We start from the raw sequence: 18,747 nt of genomic DNA, 5'->3' as shown, positions 1-18,747 counted from the left end.
CGTCGTATACGACGATCCCGGCAGGATACTTGGACGAAGAAGAACGGCATCCGGGTTGCGAAGGCGTGGCAACTCGGATGTCTTGGCCGCAAGAGGATGCAAGGGGAGGTCGCATGGATTTCGCACTGACCGAGGAACAGCAGGCCATCTTCGACATGGCGCGGGATTTCGGGGCCGAGCATATCGCCCCCCATTCGCGTGAGTGGGAAGCGGCGGGGACCATCCCCAAGGACCTGTGGCCGCGCATTGCCGAGCTTGGCTTCGGCGGGCTTTACGTGTCCGAGGACTACGGCGGCTCGGGGCTGACGCGGCTGGACGCGACGCTGGTCTTCGAGGCGCTGGCGATGGCCGATCCGGCGGTGGGATCGTTTCTGTCCATCCACAACATGTGCGGCGGCATGATCGACAAGTTCGGCAAGCCCGAGGACAAGGAGCGCTGGCTGCCCGACCTCTGCAGCATGAAGAAGGTGTTTTCCTACTGCCTGACGGAACCCGGCTCGGGGTCCGACGCCGCCGCCCTGCGGACGCGGGCCGAGCGGACGAACGAGGGCTGGAAGCTGAACGGGACCAAGGCCTTCATCTCGGGCGGCGGCTATTCGGACGCTTACGTCTGCATGGTGCGCTCGGGCGAGGACGGGCCGAAGGGGATTTCCACGGTCGTGGTCGAGGACGGCACGCCGGGCCTGTCCTTCGGCGCGCTGGAGCAGAAGATGGGCTGGCAGGCGCAGCCGACGACCGTGGTTCAGTTCGACGACTGCGCGATCCCGGCCGAGAACCTGCTGGGCGAGGAAGGACGCGGCTTTGCCTATGCCATGGCGGGTCTGGACGGCGGGCGGCTGAACATCGCCGCGGGCGCGCTGGGGGGCGCGCAGGCGGCGCTGGACCGGACGCTGGTCTACATGGGCGAGCGCAAGGCCTTCGGCAAAAGCCTCGACCAGTTCCAGGCGCTGCAGTTCCGGCTGGCCGAGATGGAAGTGGCGCTGCAATCCGCCCGCACCTTCCTGCGGCAGGCGGCGTGGAAGCTGGACAACAAGGCCCCGGATGCGACCAAGTTCTGCGCCATGGCCAAGATGTATGTCACCGACCGCGCCTTCGAGGTCGCGAACGGCTGCCTGCAACTGCATGGTGGCTATGGCTACCTGGCCGACTATGGTGTGGAAAAGATCGTGCGCGACCTGCGCGTGCACCAGATCCTGGAAGGCACCAACGAGATCATGCGGCTGATCGTCAGCCGCGCCATGCTGGCCGAGAGGGGCTGATGGACGAGCTGAACATCCGACGCGACCGGAACGCCGGCCGCATCACCCTCAACCGCCCTCAGGCGCTGAACGCGCTGAGCCACGAGATGGCCAATGCGATCAAGGCGGCGCTGGACGGCTGGCGCGACGATCCGGCGGTCAGGCTGGTCATCATCGACGCCGAGGGCGACCGCGCCTTCTGCGCCGGGGGCGACATCGCCGCCGTCTATCACGGCGGCCGCGCGGGCGATCACGGGATCGGGCAGCAGTTCTTCGCGGACGAATACCGCATGAACGCCGCGATCAGAGACTATCCCAAGCCCATCGCCGCCTTCATGCAGGGCTTTGTCATGGGCGGCGGCGTCGGCATCGGCGGCCATGCCAGCCACCGGGTCGTGGGCGACACGACGCAGGTGGCGATGCCGGAATCGGGCATCGGGCTGATCCCCGACGTGGGCGGGACATGGCTTCTGGCCCGCGCGCCGGGGCGGATCGGGGAATATCTGGGCCTCACCGGGGCGCGGATGGGGGCGGGCGACGCCATCCACGCGGGGTTTGCCGACATCTACCTGCCGGAAGCCGAATGGGCGGCGGTGAAAAAGCAGTTGGCCGAAACCGGCGACATCTCGGTCCTGAAACGGGGGACCCCGCCCCCGGCGGCACTGGAAAGCCGCGACCTGTCGGCCTTTGGCGGCCGCACGGTCGAGGACATCATCGGCGCGCTGGAACATGCGGGCGACGCCGAGGCGCTGAAGGTGATGCGCCGCAACTCGCCCCTGTCGATGGCGGCGACGCTGGCGATGGTCAGGGCGGCGCGGGGCGACCGGCGGATGCAGGAATCGCTGTCGCGCGAATACCGCTTCACCCACCGGGCGACGGCGGAAAGCGACTTCCTGGAAGGCGTGCGGGCGCAGATCATCGACAAGGACCGCAAGCCCTCGTGGAAGGCGCCGGCCGACCCGGCGATGGTGGAGGCGATGCTGGCCGATCTCGGCCCCGAGGAACTGACGTGGGAGGAACAGGCATGAAGGTCGCCTTCATCGGCCTTGGCAACATGGGCGGCCCGATGGCCCGCAATCTCGCGCAGGCGGGGCACGAGGTCACCGGCTTCGACGTGGCGGCGCCGGATGTCGAGGGCGTCATCCCCGCCGTCAGCGCAGCCGAGGCCGCGCGGGGCGCCGAGGTGGTCATCACCATGCTGCCGAACGGCGAGATCCTGCGCAGCGTCGCCGGGCAGGTGATCCCGGTGATGCAGGCGGGGGCGGTGCTCTGCGACTGCTCGACCGTGGACGTGGACAGCGCCCGGGCGGTGGCGGAACAGGCGCGAGCCGCGGGGCTGGGCACGCTGGACGCGCCGGTCTCGGGCGGCGTCGGCGGGGCTGCGGCGGGGACGCTGACCTTCATGGTCGGTGGCTCGGCCGGGGATTTCGCCACGGTGAAGCCGCTGTTCGACATCATGGGACAGAAGGCCGTCCATTGCGGCGAGTCGGGCGCAGGACAGGCGGCCAAGATCTGCAACAACATGATCCTGGGCGTGACCATGATCGCCACCTGCGAGGCCTTCGCGCTGGCCGACAAGCTGGGGCTGGACCGCGCGCGGATGTTCGACGTGGTGTCCACCTCGTCGGGCTACAGCTGGTCGATGAACGCCTATTGCCCGGCGCCGGGCGTGGGGCCGGTCTCGCCTGCCGACAACGGCTACAAGCCCGGTTTCGCGGCCGAACTGATGCTCAAGGACCTGCGGCTGTCGCAGCAGGCCGCCGAAAGCGCGGATGCGGATACGCCGATGGGCGAGATGGCGACGCGGCTTTACGCCGACTTCGTCGAGCGCGAGGACGGCCGGGGCCTCGACTTCTCGGCCATGCTGCCGCGCCTTGCCGCACGCGCCCGTGGGGGCCGACCGGAGGACTGAGGCGAAACCTGCCTGCCGGTGGCGCGTTGGTTCAGCCACAGCAGAAAGGACGCAGGATGAAACTTTCAGGTTTCCTTGCGGGTGCCGCCCTGGCCCTGGCGTTTGCGCCGGCCGCGCTGACGGATCAGGCGGCCCGGGACAACCCGCCTGTCCCTGCGGAAAGGGACGGGCGGGTGGTCATCGTCCAGCAGGACCCGCCCGGCTGTCCACCGGGGCAGGCAAGGGATGACGGGGGATGCCTTCTGCCCGGACAGGCGGCACATGGTCCGCTGGTGGGCCGGATCGCCGATTGGAATGACGTGCATGTTGTCAGGAAGCCGGGACTTTACGGCCTGGCCGATCCGCCCGAGGGGCAGCATTACGCCATCATCGACGGCAGGCTGGTGCGGATCGAGGCGCGCTCGGCCAAGGTGCTGTCGGTGATCCGAAGCGTCGAGGCGATCCTCGACTGACCGCGAGGGGCCGAGGGTTCAGGCGGGCGCGGCGGTCAGCAGGGCGATGGCGGCGGCGCGGGCGGCGGGCGTGATCTCTTCGCCGGCGAGCATCCGGGCGATCTCCTCGACCCGCTCGGCGTCGTCCAGCGCCGCCACGCGCGAGGTGGTGACGCCATCCGTCACCGACTTGGCCACCCGGAAATGCTGCTGCCCCAGCGCGGCCACCTGCGGCGAATGGGTGACGACCAGCACCTGCGCGCCTTCGGCCAGCCGGGCGAGACGGCGGCCCACGGCATCGGCGGTGGCGCCGCCTACCCCGCGGTCGATTTCATCGAAGATCATCACCAGCGGCTCGCCGCCACGGGCGAGGCAGACCTTGAGCGCGAGGAGGAAGCGCGACAACTCGCCGCCCGAGGCGATGCGGTCCAGCGGCCCGGCAGGGGCACCGGGGTTGGTGGCGACGGTGAAGGCCACGCTGTCGCGGCCGTCGGGGCCGGGCTCTCCTGCGGTCACGCGGGTCTCGAAGACGGCGCGTTCCATCTTCAGCGGCGCAAGTTCGGCGGCCATGGCGGCATCGAGCCGCCCGGCCGCCGCGCGCCGTTCGGCGCTGACCCGACCCGCCGCCGCGTCATAGGCGGCATCGGCCTCGCGGAGAGCCTGCCCGAGATCACCCATCCGCGCCTCGCCCGCGTCCAGCGCGGCAAGGCGGGCGGACAGGTCCGCGGCCAGGGTCGCCAGATCGTCCGGCAGCACGTCATGCTTGCGGGCGAGCGCCCGCAGGGCGAACAGCCGTTCCTCGGCGGCGTCCAGCGCGCGGGGGTCGAAGTCCATGCGGGACAGGGCCTCCTCGACCCCGCGGGTGGCCTCGCCCAGTTCGATCGAGGCGCGGGAGAGGGCGGCCAAGGGTTCGGCCAGCGTATCGTCGCTGTCGCCGATCTTGTCGGCCGCGCCTTCCAGCCAGCGGGTTGCCTCGACGATCAGCCCCTCGGCCCCGAGGTCCGCGCCTGCGCCCGCGAGCATCTGCAAGGCGCGGGCCACGTCGCCGCGCACCCGTTCCGCCGCCTGCATCTGGCGGCGCGAGATGTCGAGCGTGGCTTCCTCGCCGGGCTGGGGGTCGAGCTTTTCCAGTTCGGCCACGGCATGGCGCAGGAAGTCTTCCTCTTTCCGGGCGGCGTCCAGCGCCGTCTCGGCATCAGTCAGCGCCGCCGCCGCCTGCCGGCGGGCGGTCCATGCGGCGCGGACCTGCGACAGGTCCAGCGCCCCGAAGGCGTCGAGCAGCAGCCGGTGCCCGCGCGGGTTCAGAAGGCCGCGGTCGTCGTGCTGGCCGTGCAGTTCCACCAGCGCGTCCGACAGTGCCCGCAGCACCTCGCCCGAGACGCGGCGGTCGTTGACCCAGCCGGTCTTGCGGCCGTCGGCGGCGTTCACCCGGCGCAGGATCAGCTCGTCCTCGGCCTCGATCCCCGCCTCGTCCAGAACGGCCCGGGCGGGATGGCCCGGAGGAAGGTCGAAGACGGCCGTGACCTCGCCCTGCGCGGCGCCCGCGCGGACCAGTTCGGCCCGGCCCCGCCAGCCCAGCACGAAGCCCAGGCAGTCCAGCAGGATCGACTTGCCCGCCCCCGTCTCGCCGGTCAGCACGTTCAGCCCCGGCGCGAAGTCGAGCGACAGCCGGTCGATCAGCAGGATGTCGCGTATGTCCAGCGTCCGCAGCATGCGCCCGTTCCCCGCCGGCCCGCGGCCGTTACAGCCACCGGCCCTGGATCACCTCGCGATAGACGCGGGTCAGCCAGTTGTCGCCCTGCGGCGTCGCCGTCAGCCCGCGCCCGCGCAACTGCGCATAGGCGTCGGCATAGAAGGGCGACGAGCGGAAATTGTGCCCTAGGATCGCCCCCGCCGTTTGCGCCTCGTCGGTCAGGCCAAGCGCGAGGTATGCCTCGACCAGCCGCATCAGCGCCTCGGGCGTGTGGGTGGTGGTCTGGAAATCCTCGACCACGACGCGGAAGCGGTTGATGGCCGCGGTGTGGTGGCCGCGCTTGAGATAGTAGCGGCCGATCTCCATCTCTTTCCCGGCGAGATGGTCAAAGGCCAGGTCGAACTTGAGCACCGAGGACTTGGCGTATTCGCTGTCGGGATATTGCTCGATCACCTCGCGCAAGCCCTGCAACGCCTGGAAGGTCAGGCCCTGGTCGCGGCCGACCTCATCCACCTGGTCGTAATAGGACAGCGCGAGCAGATACTTGGCATAGGCCGCGTCCTCGTCGCCCGGATAGTTGTCAATGAAGCGCTGGGCGGCGCCGCGCGCCTCGTCATACTGGCGGGCCTTGTGATGCGAATAGGCCTGCATGATCAGCGCCCGTTTGGCCCATTCGGAATAAGGGTAAAGCCGCTCGATCTCGCTGAAATAGCGGACGGCGTCCTGAGGGCGGTTGCGGTTCTCAAGCTCGTATTCGCCGCGCTTGTAGATTTCCTCGGCGGTGAAGTTGTCCAGCGGCTCGGACGTCGAGACCGTGCCGCGCCCGCAAGCCGCCAGCGAAAGGGACAGCGCGACTGCCATGAGCACGAGGCGCGTTTTGCTGAATGCCATGTCCGTCCTGTCTGTCCGTCGTCCTGCGGTCGCGTGCCCCGCACCTGTCAACGCCCGCGCGGCCCGGCTGTCCTAGCACACAACATGGACCCGCGCAAAAGGGCAAGTCGCCCTGTGTTCAGGCAGTTGTGACCACAGCGCCAGCCCTTTTCAGGCCGCTACACGCGTCAGGCGACGGCGCGGACGCGGGCGACAACCGGCGCGGGGGCCCGCTGGGCGATGATGCCCGCGCCGGGAAGCTGTTCCTCGATCTCGGGGGTGCAGGTGGTCCATTCCCAGGCGCCCTCGGTCGCGAAAAGCGTCCGCAGCAGGCGGTTCGTCATCGCGTGACCGGCGCGGTTGCCGGTATAGCGCGCCAGCAGCGGCGCCCCCGCCAGCGCAAGATCGCCCACGGCGTCCAGCATCTTGTGGCGCACCGGCTCGTCGCGGTGGCGCAGGCCGCCGGGCGACAGCACCCGGTCGCCGTCCACCACGACGGCGTTGAAATAGGTGCCGCCCAGGGCAAGACCGTTGGCCTTCATCGCCTCGACATCCGCCTGCCGGCAGAAGGTGCGCGAATCCATCAGCTCGCGCAGGAAGGCGCCGTTGGCGAGGTCGAGCTGCTTTTCCTGCCGCCCGATGGCCGCGTCGGCGAAGTCGATGGCGAAATCCATCTGCAGGCTGTCCGACGGCGACAGGCGCGCAAAGCCCGCGCCCTGATGCACCTCGACGGTCTTGAGGACGCGGATGGCGCGCAGCGGCGCGGGCGAATGGCGCAGGCCGGCCTTGAGGATGCCCGCGACGAAGGGCGCCGACGAGCCGTCGAGAATCGGAACCTCGGGGCCGTCGATGTCGATCAGGGCGTTGTGGACGCCGGTGCCGACCAGCGCCGCCATCACATGCTCGACGGTCGAGACGGTGGCCCCGCTTTCGCCCTGCAACAGGGTGCAGAGCGGCGAGGGGACGACGTGATCCCAGCGCGCAGGAATCCGCGCGCCGCCCAGATCGGTGCGGCGGAAGATGATGCCGTGCCCGGCGGGGGCCGGGTTGATGGTCAGCCTTGCCGGTTGCCCCGAGTGGAGCCCGGCACCCGTGAAGCGGGCGGGGGTGGCGAGGGTGGCTTGCATCGTCCTGTCCGTCTTGTTGGGGAACGCAAGGGCTCCCGTGTCAGGATCGATGTAGGCGCGGCCGGGGAGTCTCTCAATTAACGAATTGTGACGCCCTGTAACATGGTCCGCCATACCGTCACCGAAAGGACATGCCGGCATAAACAACTGGCGGGAAAAAGGAAAAGGCCGCGTTCGCGGCCTTTCCCCTGTTCCTTGGGCGGGCCGGGTTCTCGTGAACCCGCGCCCCCTGTCAGTTCGCCTGGCGCCGCAGGAAGGCCGGGATCTCGACATTGTCCTGGCCTGCATCGGGCGAGGCGAGGTCGTCGAAATCGGCCTCGGCCTTGCGGACGCGGGCCATGCGGTCGCTCACCCGCTCGGCGATCGTCTCGGGGCGGGGACGCTCGGCCTCGGGCGAGGTGCCGGCGACGCGGTTCAGCATCCGGCCAAGGCCCGACATCCGGCCCTGTGCGGTGGTGGGCTCGGGCGCGCCGGGACGGCGGGGGGCAGCGTCGGTGTCGCGGTTGAGCGCGCGGTCAAGGCGTTCCCGGACCGCCGGCGACGGCTCGGGGCGCGGGGACTGGGGCCGCGCGGGGGCGGTGAAGTCGCTGGCCGGGTCGTTCAGCCGCTGGTCCATGCTGCGGGTGTCCGTGCGGATCTGGACGCGCGGCTCGGGCGCGGCTTCGGGCGCCGGGCGGTAGGCCGGTTCCGGCAGATCCTCGGCGGCCGGGGCGGGACGCGCGGCGGGGGCCTCCATGACCGGGCTGCGGCGGACCGGGGCTTCCTCGGGCGCGGGCGCGGGGGCGCGGCCGACGGTCGGGTTCTGGGTCAGCGGCTCTTTCAGGCCGCGGCGGGGGGCCGGGGCTTCGGCGGTGGCGGAGCTGTCGATGCCGGTGGCCACGACCGAGACGCGGACCGCGCCTTCCAGCGACGGGTCGAGCGTCGAGCCGACGATGATGTTGGCCTCGGGATCGACCTTCTCGCGGATCTTCTCGGCCGCCTCGTCCATCTCGAACAGGGTCAGGTCATGGCCGCCGGTGATGTTGATGAGGACGCCCTTGGCGCCATGCAGGCTGATCTCGTCCAGAAGCGGGTTGGCGATGGCCTTTTCGGCGGCTTCCACGGCGCGGTTGTCCCCCGTGGCCTCGCCCGCGCCCATCATGGCCTTGCCCATCTCGTCCATCACCGCGCGCACGTCGGCGAAGTCGAGGTTGATGAGGCCCGGGCGCACCATCAGGTCGGTCACGCCCTTGACGCCCTGATACAGCACGTCGTCGGCCATGGCGAAGGCTTCGGTGAAGGTGGTCTTCTCGTTGGCGATGCGGAACAGGTTCTGGTTGGGGATGATGATGAGGGTATCGACGACCTTCTGCAGGTTCTCGACGCCCTCGTCGGCCTGCCGCATCCGCTTGGAACCCTCGAACTGGAAGGGCTTGGTCACGACGCCGACGGTCAGGATGCCCATCTCGCGCGCGGCCTGGGCGATGATCGGGGCCGCGCCGGTGCCGGTGCCGCCGCCCATGCCGCAGGTGATGAAGCACATATGCGCGCCCATCAGGTGATCGACGATGTCCTCGATCGTTTCCTCGGCGGCCTTGGCCCCGATCGAGGGCTTGGCCCCCGCGCCCAGTCCTTCGGTGACCTTGGGGCCAAGCTGGATGCGCGCTTCCGAACGGCTTTGCGCCAGCGCCTGCGCGTCGGTGTTGGCGACCACGAAGGTCACGCCGTCCAGTTGCTTCTCGATCATGTTGTTGACAGCATTGCCGCCGGCCCCGCCGACGCCAAAGACGGTGATGCGCGGGCGCAGTTCCTCGTCATCGCTCATCATCAGGTTCAGATTCATCGCCGCCTGCCCTTCTGTTTGCCTGCCGGAGCGTCGGGCGCCCGGTCGAATCTGCTTCTTTTGCCGCGAAGGTATCAGATTGAGCCTTCGCGTCACTTACCAATCGTCCGCTTTCCGCCGATTCGCCGCCCGATCGGGGCGGGTTGTGGCGGTATGCCGCCGATAGTGCAACCGGGTGCGACAGCGCGCAGCGGCAGCGCTACCAGTTGGCGCGGAACCAGCGGATCGCCCGGCCAAGGCCCGCGACCCCGGCCCGTTCGGCAGGCATCTCGAAGTCCCACCATTCGTCCTGCGGGTTGGCCGCGTGCAGCGCCAGCCCCACGGTCGCGGCATGGCAGGCGGCGGTGTGCTGCTGGGCCAGCCCCTGTATCCGCAGCGGCCGCCCGATCCGCACGTTGTAGCCCAGGATGCGGGTCGCCAGCGTGTCGAGGCCGGGGATCTGGCTGCCGCCGCCGGTCAGCACCACCTGGCGGGCGGGCATCTGGTCGAAGCCCGCGGCGTCCAGGATCTCGCGCACGCCGTCGAAGATCTCCTCGACCCGCGGGCGCATGATGCCGATCAGGTCGGCGCGGCTGACATGCCGGCGCTCGCCCCCGTGGTCGCCCGCGTTCTCGTCGGTGACGGGGATCATCTCGCGGTCGTCGCGGCCCGTGGCCTCAAGCCCGCCGTGGCGGGTCTTGAGCCATTCGGCCACCGCCATCGGCACCCGCAATCCCTGGCTGATGTCGCGCGTGACCAGCTCGCCCCCCATTCGCACGGCATCGGCGAACAGCATGTGTTTTTTCAGGAACAGCGACACGCCGGTGACGCCGCCGCCCATGTCGATGCAGGCGGCGCCCAGTTCCTGCTCGTCCTCGACCAGCGCCGCCCGGCCCGCCGCATAGGCCGCCGAGCCGAGGCCCGCGAGCTCCAGGTCGCAGCGCCGCATGCAGTGGATCAGGTTCGACACGGTGGCGCTGTCGATGGTCAGGACGTGCATGTCCACGGCCAGCCGGTTGCCCACGATGTCGCGCGGGTCCGACAGGCCGGATCGCGAATCGACCGCGAAGTTCACCGGCTGCGCATGCAGCACGTCGCGGTTGCGGCCGAAATCGGGCACGTCGCAGGCGGCCAGCACGGCGCCGATGTCGGCCTCGGCCACCTTGCCCGACCGCAGCGCCACCTCTCCGGCCAGCCCGTAGGAGGAGGGACGGCCGCCCGAGATGGTGGCGATGACGTGATCGACGCGGACCCCCGCCTGCTTCTGCGCGCCCTGGATCGCGTGGCGGACGCAGCGCTCGGTTTCGGCCATGGCCTCGATCTCGCCATAGCGGACGCCGCGGGACTGGGTGGTGAACTGGCCGATCACCCGGAACGAGGACTGCCCGGCCATCGGCCCGACCCCGTCGGTCCCGCGGAACTGGCCGGGGCCGTCGAATTCCAGGATGATGCAGGTCACTTTCGAGGTCCCGATGTCCAGCAGCGCCAGCACGCCCCGCGCCATCGCCGTGCGGCGCGCCTGCCGCATCGCCCGCTGGGCCTCGTAAAGATCGCGCATCCCCGTTCGTCCCCCTGTCCCTATCGTCAGCCGCGCGTCGCGCTTGCGGTTCTGGCGCCGCCCCCTGCCCCGTCCTCGGGGTCGATCTCGTTGCCCTCGGCGTCCAGTTCCGGCAGCCCGGCGGCGCGGCGCAGCGTGTTCTGCGCGGTCAGCCCCATCCGCAGCACCGGGCGCGCGGGGTCGCGCATGTCCACGGCCACCACATCGCGGGACAAAAGCCCGTCCTCGCGGTCGATGGCCAGAACCCGCTTCAGCGCCGGCAGCGGCCGGTCGGTCGGCAGCATGATCCGCTGGCCGCGGTCCAGCACCACGTCCCAGCGCCGTTCGCCCATGCGTTCCAGCCCGCGCAGGCGCGGCAGGATCGGGCCGATCGCGTCGATCAGCGCCAGCGCCTCGGCGGCGTGGCGGCCCGCGCCCTCGCCCGCGATCATCGGCAGGTCGGTGCGCACGTCGCGCGAGGTGACCGAGGCCACGCGATGGCCGCCCGCGTCCAGCAGGTCCAGCCCCCGCGCATGGCGCCACAGGATCGCCGGGGTCCGTTCGGTCACCACGGCCGACAGCACCCCGCCGGGCTGGATCCGCAGTTCCATCTTCTCGATCGCGTCCAGCCGTTCCGCCGCCACGCGCAGCGCGGGCAGGTCGATGTCGAAGCTGGACGCGGGCAGCGTCACCGGCAGCATGGCGCGCAGCGCCTTGTCCACGGCGGGGGATGCGCCCTCGATGTCCATGCGGTGGACCATGAAGGCGTCCTGCGACTGGACGCGGTCCACCATCGCCGTCATCGCGCCGGTCAGGTTGGCGCGGCGGGTGTCGTCGGCCAGCCATGCCCCCGCAAAGGCGCAGATCACGAGGATCGGAACGCCGACGCGGAACAGCCGCCGGTAAAGCGGCGTCAGCCACAGCCGGTTCAGCCGGTAGGCCAGCCGCGACGGTCCCGGTTCCCGCCGCGGGGCGGCGGCAGGCTGCGGACGCGCGCCCGCGCGGCGCATGGGCGCGGGCAGGCGGGCGGCCTGGAAGGTCCGGGTGAGATGCTTCAGTCCCGACACAGCGCGTCCTCCACGATCCAGCGGCAGAGCGCGGGGAAATCGATGCCCACCAGCGCCGCCTGCTCGGGGGCGAGCGAGGTCGGCGTCATGCCGGGCTGGGTGTTCGTCTCAAGGATCACCAGCCCGTCCAGGCCGCGCGAGTCGTCCCAGCGGAAATCGCTGCGCGACAGCCCCTGGCAGCCCAGCGCGTCATGCGCCCTGAGCGCGTAATCAAGGCAGGCGCGGGTGATCTGATCGGGGATCTCGGCCGGGACCACGTGGCGCGAGCCGCCCGCCGAATACTTGGCCTCGTAGTCGTACCAGCCGTCGGTCACGATCTCGGTCACGCCCAGCGCCCGGTCGCCGAGGACGGTGGTGGTCAGCTCGCGGCCCGGCGCATAGGCCTCGACCATGACCTCGTCGGGCATGTCGTCGGACAAGGGCGGGAGATTGTCGCCCTCGCGGACGATATAGACGCCGACGGACGAGCCCTCGTCATTCGGCTTCACGACATAAGGGGGCGGCAGCAGATGCTCGGCCCGCGCGTCCTCGCGGCTGGCCAGCACGCTGTCGACGACCGGCAGCCCGGCCTCGCGGAAGACCTGCTTGGCGCGGGTCTTGTCCATCGCCAGCGCCGAGGCCAGCACGCCCGAATGGGTATAGCGGTAGCCCAGCCATTCCAGCAGGCCCTGGACGCGCCCATCCTCGCCCATGCGGCCATGCAGCGCGTTGAAGACCACATCGGGACGGGCTTCCGCCAGCCGCAGGGGCAGGCTCGCGCCGTCATCCGGGCCAAGCGCGATCTCGACCACCTCGTATCCCGCCACCCGCAGCGCATCCGCGCATCCGCGCCCCGACGATAGCGACACCTCTCGTTCCGCCGAGGGGCCGCCCATCAGGACCGCTACGGTGTGGGCTGTCCTGCTCGACCTGCCCGCCACATCTGCCTTTCGCCCCGTAAGCCGGGGACTGATTCGGGGATCTTCGCCCCCGGTTCCGCCGCGCCTTGGACGGCGCTGTTCGATGCGGTGATGATAGTCACAAAGCCGTGGCCGGGGGAAGGGGGTTCGCGCGGCGAACACACGTTCCGCGCGATCAGCGCTCGCCGACCCGCACGACCTCCCACGCCAGGTCATGGCCACTGGCCGCGCGGACGCGGGCGCGGACAAGCTCTCCCAGATTCTCGAGATCGGCCGCCGTGGCCCCGCCGGTGTTGAGCAGGAAGTTCGGGTGCTTTTCGCTCATCTGCGCGCCGCCAAGGCGGTGGCCGCGCAGGCCCGCGTCCTCGATCAGCTTCCAGGCCTTGAGATCGTGGCTGTCGTCCGCCCGCCCGGTGGAACTGTAGCCTGCCGGGTTGCGGAAGGTGGACCCGGCGGTGCGGTCCTTCGTCGGCTGGGAGGCATCGCGTGTCGCAAGCTGCTCCTCCATCTTCGCGGCCAGCGCCTGCGGGTCGCCGGGCACGGCGCGGAATGTGGCGCGGGTCAGCACCCAGCCCTCGGGCAGCGCCGACGAGCGATAGGCGAATCGCAGGTCGCCGGGGGTCAGCACCCGCAGCTCGCCCTGCCGGGTCACGGCCTCGGCCTGCACCAGATGGTCGGCGACGTAGGAACCGTAGCAGCCCGCGTTCATCCGAATCGCCCCGCCGACGGTGCCGGGGATGGTGCGCAGGAAGGTCAGGTCGAGCCCGGCCTCGGCCGCGCGGCGGGCGACGTGCATGTCCAGCGCGGCGGCGCCTGCGTGGACCATGCCGTTTTCGGTCTCGACGCCGTTGAAGCCGCGGCCGAGCCGGATCACCACGCCGCGGATGCCGCCGTCGCGCACGATCAGGTTCGAGCCGACGCCCATGGGGAAGACCGGCACCTCGGGCACGAGGTTCCGCAGGAACAGCGCCAGGTCGTCTTGGTCGGCGGGCTGGAACAGCCAGTCGGCGGGGCCGCCCACGCGCAGCCATGTCAGGTCGGCCAGCGGGCGACTTTGGGTCAGCGTGCCCCGGATGGGCGGCGGGTTGGTCATCGGCATGCTCCTTCCAGCAGGCCCCGCCTAGGGCAGGGGGTCCCGCCGGGCAAGCCGGTTGCAATGCCCCGGTGCCCGCGCCACCATCCCGCGACACCGGCGCCCCTGCGCCCCAAGACCGGAGACCCGATGCCCCTGCCCGCCCGTTCCGCCGCCCTGACCGCCGCGCTGGCGCTTGGCCTTGCCGCCCCGGCACTGGCCGAGGATGCGTCCTGCGAAACCGTCCGGCTGTCCGATCCGGGCTGGACCGACATCACCGCGACCAACGGCGTGGCCCATGTGCTGCTGGAAGCGCTGGGCTACCGGCCCGACATCCGGTCCCTGTCGGTGCCGATCGGCTACGAGGCGCTGAAGACCGGGCAGACCGACGCCTTCCTGGGCAACTGGATGCCGGCGCAGCAGGCCTTCCGGGCCGATCTGGACGCCTCGGGGCAGGTCGAGGAACTGGCCGTGAACCTCGAAGGCGCCAGGTTCACGCTGGGCGTCAACGCGGCGGGCGCGGCGCTGGGGGTCCGGGACTTCGCCGATCTCGACAGCCATCGCGACGCCTTCGAGGGGCGGATCTACGGCATCGAGCCGGGGGCGCCCGCCAACCTGTCGGTCGCCGGCATGATCCAGGCGGACAAGTTCGGCCTCGGCGACTGGGAACTGGTCGAATCGAGCGAGCAGGCGATGCTGGCGCAGGTCGCCCGCAACGACCAGCAGGATACGCCCACGGTGTTCCTCGCCTGGGCGCCGCACCCGATGAACGTGGCGCACCAGATCACCTGGCTGACCGGGGGCGACGCGGAGTTCGGCCCCGATTTCGGCGGCGCCAGCGTCCATACGCTGGCCCGCAGGGACTGGGCGGCGCGCTGCCCCAACGCGGCCAGGCTGCTGACGCAACTGACCTTCGACGTGGAGACGGAGAACGCGCTGATGGCGCTGATCCTTGACGAGGCGATGACCGGCCCGCAGGCGGCGGAAGCCTACCTTGCCGACAAGCCCGACCTGATCGAGCGCTGGACCGCCGGTGTCACCACGCTGGACGGCCAGGACGGCACCGCCGCCGCCAGGGACGAGCTGCTGAAGTGAGCCGTCCCAATATCCTGATCCTGATGGCGGACCAGTTGTCGGGGGTCTGGTTCCCCGACGGTCCCGCCCCCTTCCTGCACGCGCCGAACCTGCGGGCGCTGGCGGACCGCTCGGCCCGCTTCGCCAATGCCTACACGGCCTCGCCCCTCTGCGCGCCCGCGCGGGCGGCCTTCATGTCGGGGCAGTTGCCGCGGCGGACGCGGGTCTATGACAACGCGGCCGAGTTCGCCTCCGACATCCCGACCTATGCCCATCACCTGCGCCGCGCGGGCTGGCACACCTGCCTGTCGGGCAAGATGCATTTCGTCGGCCCCGACCAGATGCACGGATTCGAGGAGCGGCTGACCACCGACATCTATCCCGCCGACTTCGGCTGGACCCCCGACTACCGCCGCCCCGGCGAACGGATCGACTGGTGGTATCACAACATGGGCTCGATCACCGGCGCGGGCGTGGCCGAGATCACCAACCAGTATGAATATGACGATGAGGTCGCCTATAACGCCTGCCGCAAGCTTTACGACCTGTCGCGCGGCGCCGATCCGCGCCCCTGGTGCCTGACGGTCAGCTTCACCCATCCGCACGATCCCTTCGTCGCCCGCCGCCGCTACTGGGACCTGTATGAAGGGGCGCCGGAACTGGAACCGCCCGCGCCGATTCCCTACGAAGAACAGGACGCACATTCGCGGCGCATCCTCGATGCCTGCGACTGGCGGAAATATGACCTTACGCCCGAGCAGGTCCGGCGCGCCCGGCAGGGCTATTTCGCCAACATCAGCTATATCGACGACAAGATCGGCGAGATCATGGCCGTGCTGCGCGACACCCGGCAAAAGGCGGTCATCGTCGTCCTGTCCGACCACGGCGAGATGCTGGGAGAGCGCGGGCTGTGGTTCAAGATGAACTTCTTCGAGCCGTCCGCCCGCGTGCCCCTGATGATCGCGGCGCCGGAAATGCCTGCAGGCCGGGTGGACAGGCCGGTGTCCACCATCGACGTGCTGCCGACGCTCGGGGAACTCGCCGGCATCTCGCTGGACGAAATCGCGCCCTGGACGGACGGGCAGTCGCTGGTTGCCGTGGCCTCGGGCGCGGCGGCCCCGCCGGTGCTGATGGAATATGCGGCGGAAGCCTCGGTCACGCCCATTGTCGGCATCCGCGAGGGCCGGTGGAAATACACCCGCTGCCTTGCCGATCCCGAGCAGTTGTTCGACCTGGACGCAGACCCCGAGGAGCGCGTGAACCTCGCGGACGACCCGGCCCATGCCGAAACGCTCTCACGGCTGCGGGCGATGGCCGAGGCGCAATGGGACCTGCCCGCCTATGACGCCGAGGTGCGCCAGTCGCAGGCCCGCCGCTGGATCGTCTACGAGGCGCTGCGGAACGGCGCCTATTTCCCCTGGGACTACCAGCCGCTCATGCAGGCGTCCGAGCGTTACATGCGCAATCACATGAACCTGGACATCCTCGAAGAAAGCAAGCGCTTCCCGCGGGGCGAATAGCGCTTCGGACGGTTTCGAATATCAGCGAGGCAGGCGAAGCGGCGGGGGGCGGAAAGCCCCCCTGCTGCGGCACTCACAGGCGCCGCCGGTGCGCCTCCCAGAAGCCGGCGATGGCGCCAAGGACGACCGAGACGATCCCCGGCACCACCACGAAGAAGATGATCGACGACCGGCGCAGCTGGTCGTCGCCGGTCAGCACCTCGAGGGTCAGGTTCCAGCCGACGATCGCCATCACGCCGACGAGGATCATCACGGCGATCAGCCCCGCAAGGCCGAAGCGCCGCCCGCTGGCCCAAGCGAGCATTCCCGGCAGGGTCACCGCCAGCGCCGCCGGCAGGGCATAGTCCCCGATCATGCCCTCAGGCCGCCTTCAGCGTCAGCCGCTCGGGCAGCCCGTTGGCCCAGGCGCTGATCGTCCCCGCGCCGAGGCAGACCACCATGTCGCCCGGCCGCGCCTGTTCGCGGACGAGCCGTTCAAGGTCCGATTCGTCCATCACCGCGCGGGCGTGGCGGTGGCCATGGGCGATCAGCCCGGCCACGAGATCGTCGCGCGAGGCGCCGGGGATCGGGTCCTCGCCCGCCGAATAGACCTCGGCGATGGCGACCACGTCGGCCTCGTTGAAGCAGGTGCAGAAATCGTCGAAGAGGCTCGACAGCCGCGAATAGCGGTGCGGCTGGTGGACCGCGATCACGCGGCCCTTGGTCGCCTGCCGCGCGGCCTTGAGGACGGCGGCGATCTCGACCGGATGGTGGCCGTAGTCGTCGATGATGGTGACGCCCCCCACCTCGCCCACCTTGGTGAAGCGCCGTCCCACGCCCGCGAAATTCGCCAGCGCATCGCGGATCTGCGACCGCTTCAGCCCGAGGTGACGCGCCACGGCGACGGCCGACAGGGCGTTGGACACGTTGTGGTCGCCCGGCATCGGCAAGGTGCAGCCTTCGATCATCGGCACCTCGCCGTTGTCGTCACGTTCGCCCTGCAGGGCCACGTCGAAATGCGCGATGCCATCCTCATAGCGCAGGTTCACGGCGCGCACGTCGGCCTGGGCGTTGAAGCCGAAGGTCACGACACGGCGGTCGGTGACGCGGCCGACGAGGCTTTGAACCTCGGGGTGGTCGGTGCAGCAGACGGCGAGGCCGTAGAAGGGGATGTTCGACACGAAGTCAGTGAAGCCCTTCCGCAGCGCGTCGAAGCTGCCCCAGTGCTCCATATGCTCGGGGTCGATGTTGGTGACGATGGCGATGGTCGCGGGCAGGCGGTTGAAGCTGCCGTCCGATTCGTCGGCCTCGACCACCATCCACTCGCCCGCGCCCGCGCGCGCGTTCGACCCATAGGCGTGGATCACGCCGCCGTTGATGACGGTCGGGTCCAGCCCGCCTGCGTCCAGCAGCGTCGCCACCATCGTCGTGGTGGTGGTCTTCCCGTGCGTCCCGGCAATGGCGATGTTGGATTTCAGCCGCATCAGTTCGGCCAGCATCTCGGCCCGGCGGACGACGGGCAGGCCGCGGCGGCGGGCCTCCTCAAGCTCGGGGTTGCCCTTCCTGATGGCGGTCGAGATCACGACCACGCCCGCGTCGCCGATGTTCTCGGCCCGCTGGCCCTCGAAGACCGTGGCGCCCAGCTTTTCCAGCCGGTCGGTGATCTTGGACCGCTTGGCGTCCGATCCCTGGACCGTATAGCCCAGCGTCATCAGCACCTCGGCGATCCCGGACATGCCGATGCCGCCGATGCCCACGAAGTGGATCGGCCCGAGTTCTCCGGGAAGCTTGGTGGCTGCGTTCATGGGGTCAGTTCCGTCACAAGGTCATGCAGTCGGGCCGCCGCATCGGGGCGGCCCAGGGAGAGCGCGGCTTCCGCCATCCGGCGGGCGCGGGATGCGTCCGTCAGGATCGCCCGCAGATCGCGTGTCAGGCTGCCCGCGTCCAGCACGGATTCGGGCAGCACGACCGCTGCGCCGGTTTCCGCCAATGCGCGGGCGTTGGCGGTCTGGTGGTCGCCCGCCGCCGCCGCATAGGGAATAAGGATCGCGGGCCGCCCGATCACGGTGATGTCGGCGATGGAGGACGCCCCCGCCCGGCTGACGACAAGTTGGCAGGCCGCAAGCCGTTCCGGCACGTCGGTGAAGAAGGGCTGCACCTCGGCCCGGATGCCGGCGTCCGCATAGGCGCGGGTGACGCGCCCCGCATCCTCGGCCCGGGCCTGATGGCTGACCTGCAGCCGCGCCCGCAATTCGTCCGGCAGGGCCGCCACGGCGGCGGGCACGGTCTGCGACAGCACCCGCGCCCCCTGGCTGCCGCCGATCACCAGCAGCTTCAGCAACCCGTCGCCGGGCGGCTGATAGGGCGCGCCTGCCTGGTCCAGCACCGCCTGCCGCACCGGGTTGCCGACATGCAGGCCCCTGACCCCCTTGGGCAGATCGGTCGGCCATGTGCCGCAGGCGACCCGGTCCACCCGGCGGGCCAAGATGCGGTTCACCCGGCCCATGATGCCGTTCTGTTCATGGAT

General features: G+C 70.2%; 17 protein-coding genes. 6 read left to right on the top strand and 11 right to left on the bottom strand.

Annotated elements, in window-relative coordinates; genetic code table 11:
* The first annotated feature begins 113 nt into the window (after positions 1-113).
* From Q4F04_RS06130 to Q4F04_RS06115, 4 genes are read left to right on the top strand one after another with little or no spacing between them, the layout of a single operon-like run.
* The gene (locus Q4F04_RS06130) at positions 114-1,259 is read left to right on the top strand and encodes an acyl-CoA dehydrogenase family protein (RefSeq protein WP_303368955.1); all 1,146 of its coding nucleotides are present in this window, start codon (positions 114-116) and stop codon (positions 1,257-1,259) included.
* Positions 1,259-2,266: an enoyl-CoA hydratase/isomerase family protein gene (locus tag Q4F04_RS06125; RefSeq protein ID WP_303368954.1), complete on the top strand. Its 1,008-nt coding sequence runs from the start codon at positions 1,259-1,261 to the stop codon at positions 2,264-2,266. Before Q4F04_RS06130 ends, Q4F04_RS06125 begins: the two co-directional genes overlap by 1 nt.
* Positions 2,263-3,150: a 3-hydroxyisobutyrate dehydrogenase gene (mmsB, locus tag Q4F04_RS06120; protein ID WP_303368953.1), complete on the top strand. Its 888-nt coding sequence runs from the start codon at positions 2,263-2,265 to the stop codon at positions 3,148-3,150. The genes Q4F04_RS06125 and mmsB overlap by 4 nt, the downstream gene beginning before the upstream one ends.
* 56 nt (positions 3,151-3,206) lie before the next feature.
* On the top strand, positions 3,207-3,602 hold the full coding sequence (locus Q4F04_RS06115) for a hypothetical protein (RefSeq protein ID WP_303368952.1): 396 nt from the start codon (positions 3,207-3,209) through the stop codon (positions 3,600-3,602).
* A gap of 18 nt (positions 3,603-3,620) precedes the next feature.
* Here Q4F04_RS06115 and recN read toward each other — a convergent pair whose 3' ends face one another.
* The 8 genes from recN to murB all read right to left on the bottom strand — a co-directional run bounded on the left by recN (position 3,621) and on the right by murB (position 13,674).
* Positions 3,621-5,294 (bottom strand): DNA repair protein RecN, encoded by a 1,674-nt coding sequence (gene recN / locus Q4F04_RS06110; RefSeq protein WP_303368951.1) that lies wholly within the window; start codon positions 5,292-5,294, stop codon positions 3,621-3,623.
* Positions 5,295-5,322: 28 nt separating this feature from the next.
* On the bottom strand, positions 5,323-6,165 hold the full coding sequence (locus tag Q4F04_RS06105) for an outer membrane protein assembly factor BamD (RefSeq protein ID WP_303368950.1): 843 nt from the start codon (positions 6,163-6,165) through the stop codon (positions 5,323-5,325).
* Positions 6,166-6,332: 167 nt separating this feature from the next.
* The gene (gene lpxC / locus Q4F04_RS06100; RefSeq protein ID WP_303368949.1) at positions 6,333-7,271 is read right to left on the bottom strand and encodes a UDP-3-O-acyl-N-acetylglucosamine deacetylase; all 939 of its coding nucleotides are present in this window, start codon (positions 7,269-7,271) and stop codon (positions 6,333-6,335) included.
* Positions 7,272-7,503: 232 nt separating this feature from the next.
* Positions 7,504-9,093 carry a cell division protein FtsZ gene (ftsZ, locus tag Q4F04_RS06095; protein WP_303368948.1) on the bottom strand — a complete coding sequence of 530 codons (1,590 nt, stop codon included), beginning with the start codon at positions 9,091-9,093 and terminating at the stop codon, positions 7,504-7,506.
* Between the two features lie 199 nt (positions 9,094-9,292).
* Positions 9,293-10,630: a cell division protein FtsA gene (gene ftsA, locus Q4F04_RS06090; protein ID WP_303368947.1), complete on the bottom strand. Its 1,338-nt coding sequence runs from the start codon at positions 10,628-10,630 to the stop codon at positions 9,293-9,295.
* 26 nt (positions 10,631-10,656) lie between these two features.
* The gene (locus tag Q4F04_RS06085) at positions 10,657-11,676 is read right to left on the bottom strand and encodes a cell division protein FtsQ/DivIB (protein WP_303368946.1); all 1,020 of its coding nucleotides are present in this window, start codon (positions 11,674-11,676) and stop codon (positions 10,657-10,659) included.
* The gene (locus Q4F04_RS06080; RefSeq protein ID WP_303368945.1) at positions 11,664-12,551 is read right to left on the bottom strand and encodes a D-alanine--D-alanine ligase; all 888 of its coding nucleotides are present in this window, start codon (positions 12,549-12,551) and stop codon (positions 11,664-11,666) included. The genes Q4F04_RS06085 and Q4F04_RS06080 overlap by 13 nt, the downstream gene beginning before the upstream one ends.
* A 199-nt stretch (positions 12,552-12,750) precedes the next feature.
* Entirely contained in the window at positions 12,751-13,674 is a 924-nt protein-coding gene (gene murB, locus Q4F04_RS06075; protein ID WP_303368944.1) for a UDP-N-acetylmuramate dehydrogenase, read from the bottom strand.
* Positions 13,675-13,797: 123 nt separating this feature from the next.
* Here murB and choX point away from each other — a divergent pair, with 123 nt between their 5' ends.
* Positions 13,798-14,742: a choline ABC transporter substrate-binding protein gene (gene choX / locus Q4F04_RS06070; RefSeq protein ID WP_303368943.1), complete on the top strand. Its 945-nt coding sequence runs from the start codon at positions 13,798-13,800 to the stop codon at positions 14,740-14,742.
* Positions 14,739-16,241: a choline-sulfatase gene (gene betC / locus Q4F04_RS06065; RefSeq protein ID WP_303368942.1), complete on the top strand. Its 1,503-nt coding sequence runs from the start codon at positions 14,739-14,741 to the stop codon at positions 16,239-16,241. Before choX ends, betC begins: the two co-directional genes overlap by 4 nt.
* 73 nt (positions 16,242-16,314) lie before the next feature.
* Here betC and Q4F04_RS06060 read toward each other — a convergent pair whose 3' ends face one another.
* From Q4F04_RS06060 to Q4F04_RS06050, 3 genes are all read right to left on the bottom strand, one after another.
* Positions 16,315-16,596, bottom strand: a complete 282-nt coding sequence (locus Q4F04_RS06060) for a hypothetical protein (protein ID WP_303368941.1) — start codon at positions 16,594-16,596, stop codon at positions 16,315-16,317.
* A gap of 4 nt (positions 16,597-16,600) precedes the next feature.
* Positions 16,601-18,025, bottom strand: a complete 1,425-nt coding sequence (gene murC / locus Q4F04_RS06055; protein ID WP_303368940.1) for a UDP-N-acetylmuramate--L-alanine ligase — start codon at positions 18,023-18,025, stop codon at positions 16,601-16,603.
* Positions 18,022-18,747 (bottom strand): UDP-N-acetylglucosamine--N-acetylmuramyl-(pentapeptide) pyrophosphoryl-undecaprenol N-acetylglucosamine transferase (locus Q4F04_RS06050; RefSeq protein ID WP_303368939.1); only part of this gene is annotated, 726 nt, incomplete at its 5' end. The genes Q4F04_RS06050 and murC, both read right to left, overlap by 4 nt.

Source organism: Paracoccus sp. (in: a-proteobacteria), assembly GCF_030536915.1.
In the GTDB taxonomy this organism is placed as follows: Bacteria; Pseudomonadota; Alphaproteobacteria; order Rhodobacterales; family Rhodobacteraceae; genus Paracoccus.
This window is presented reverse-complemented; position numbering and strand designations above follow the sequence as displayed.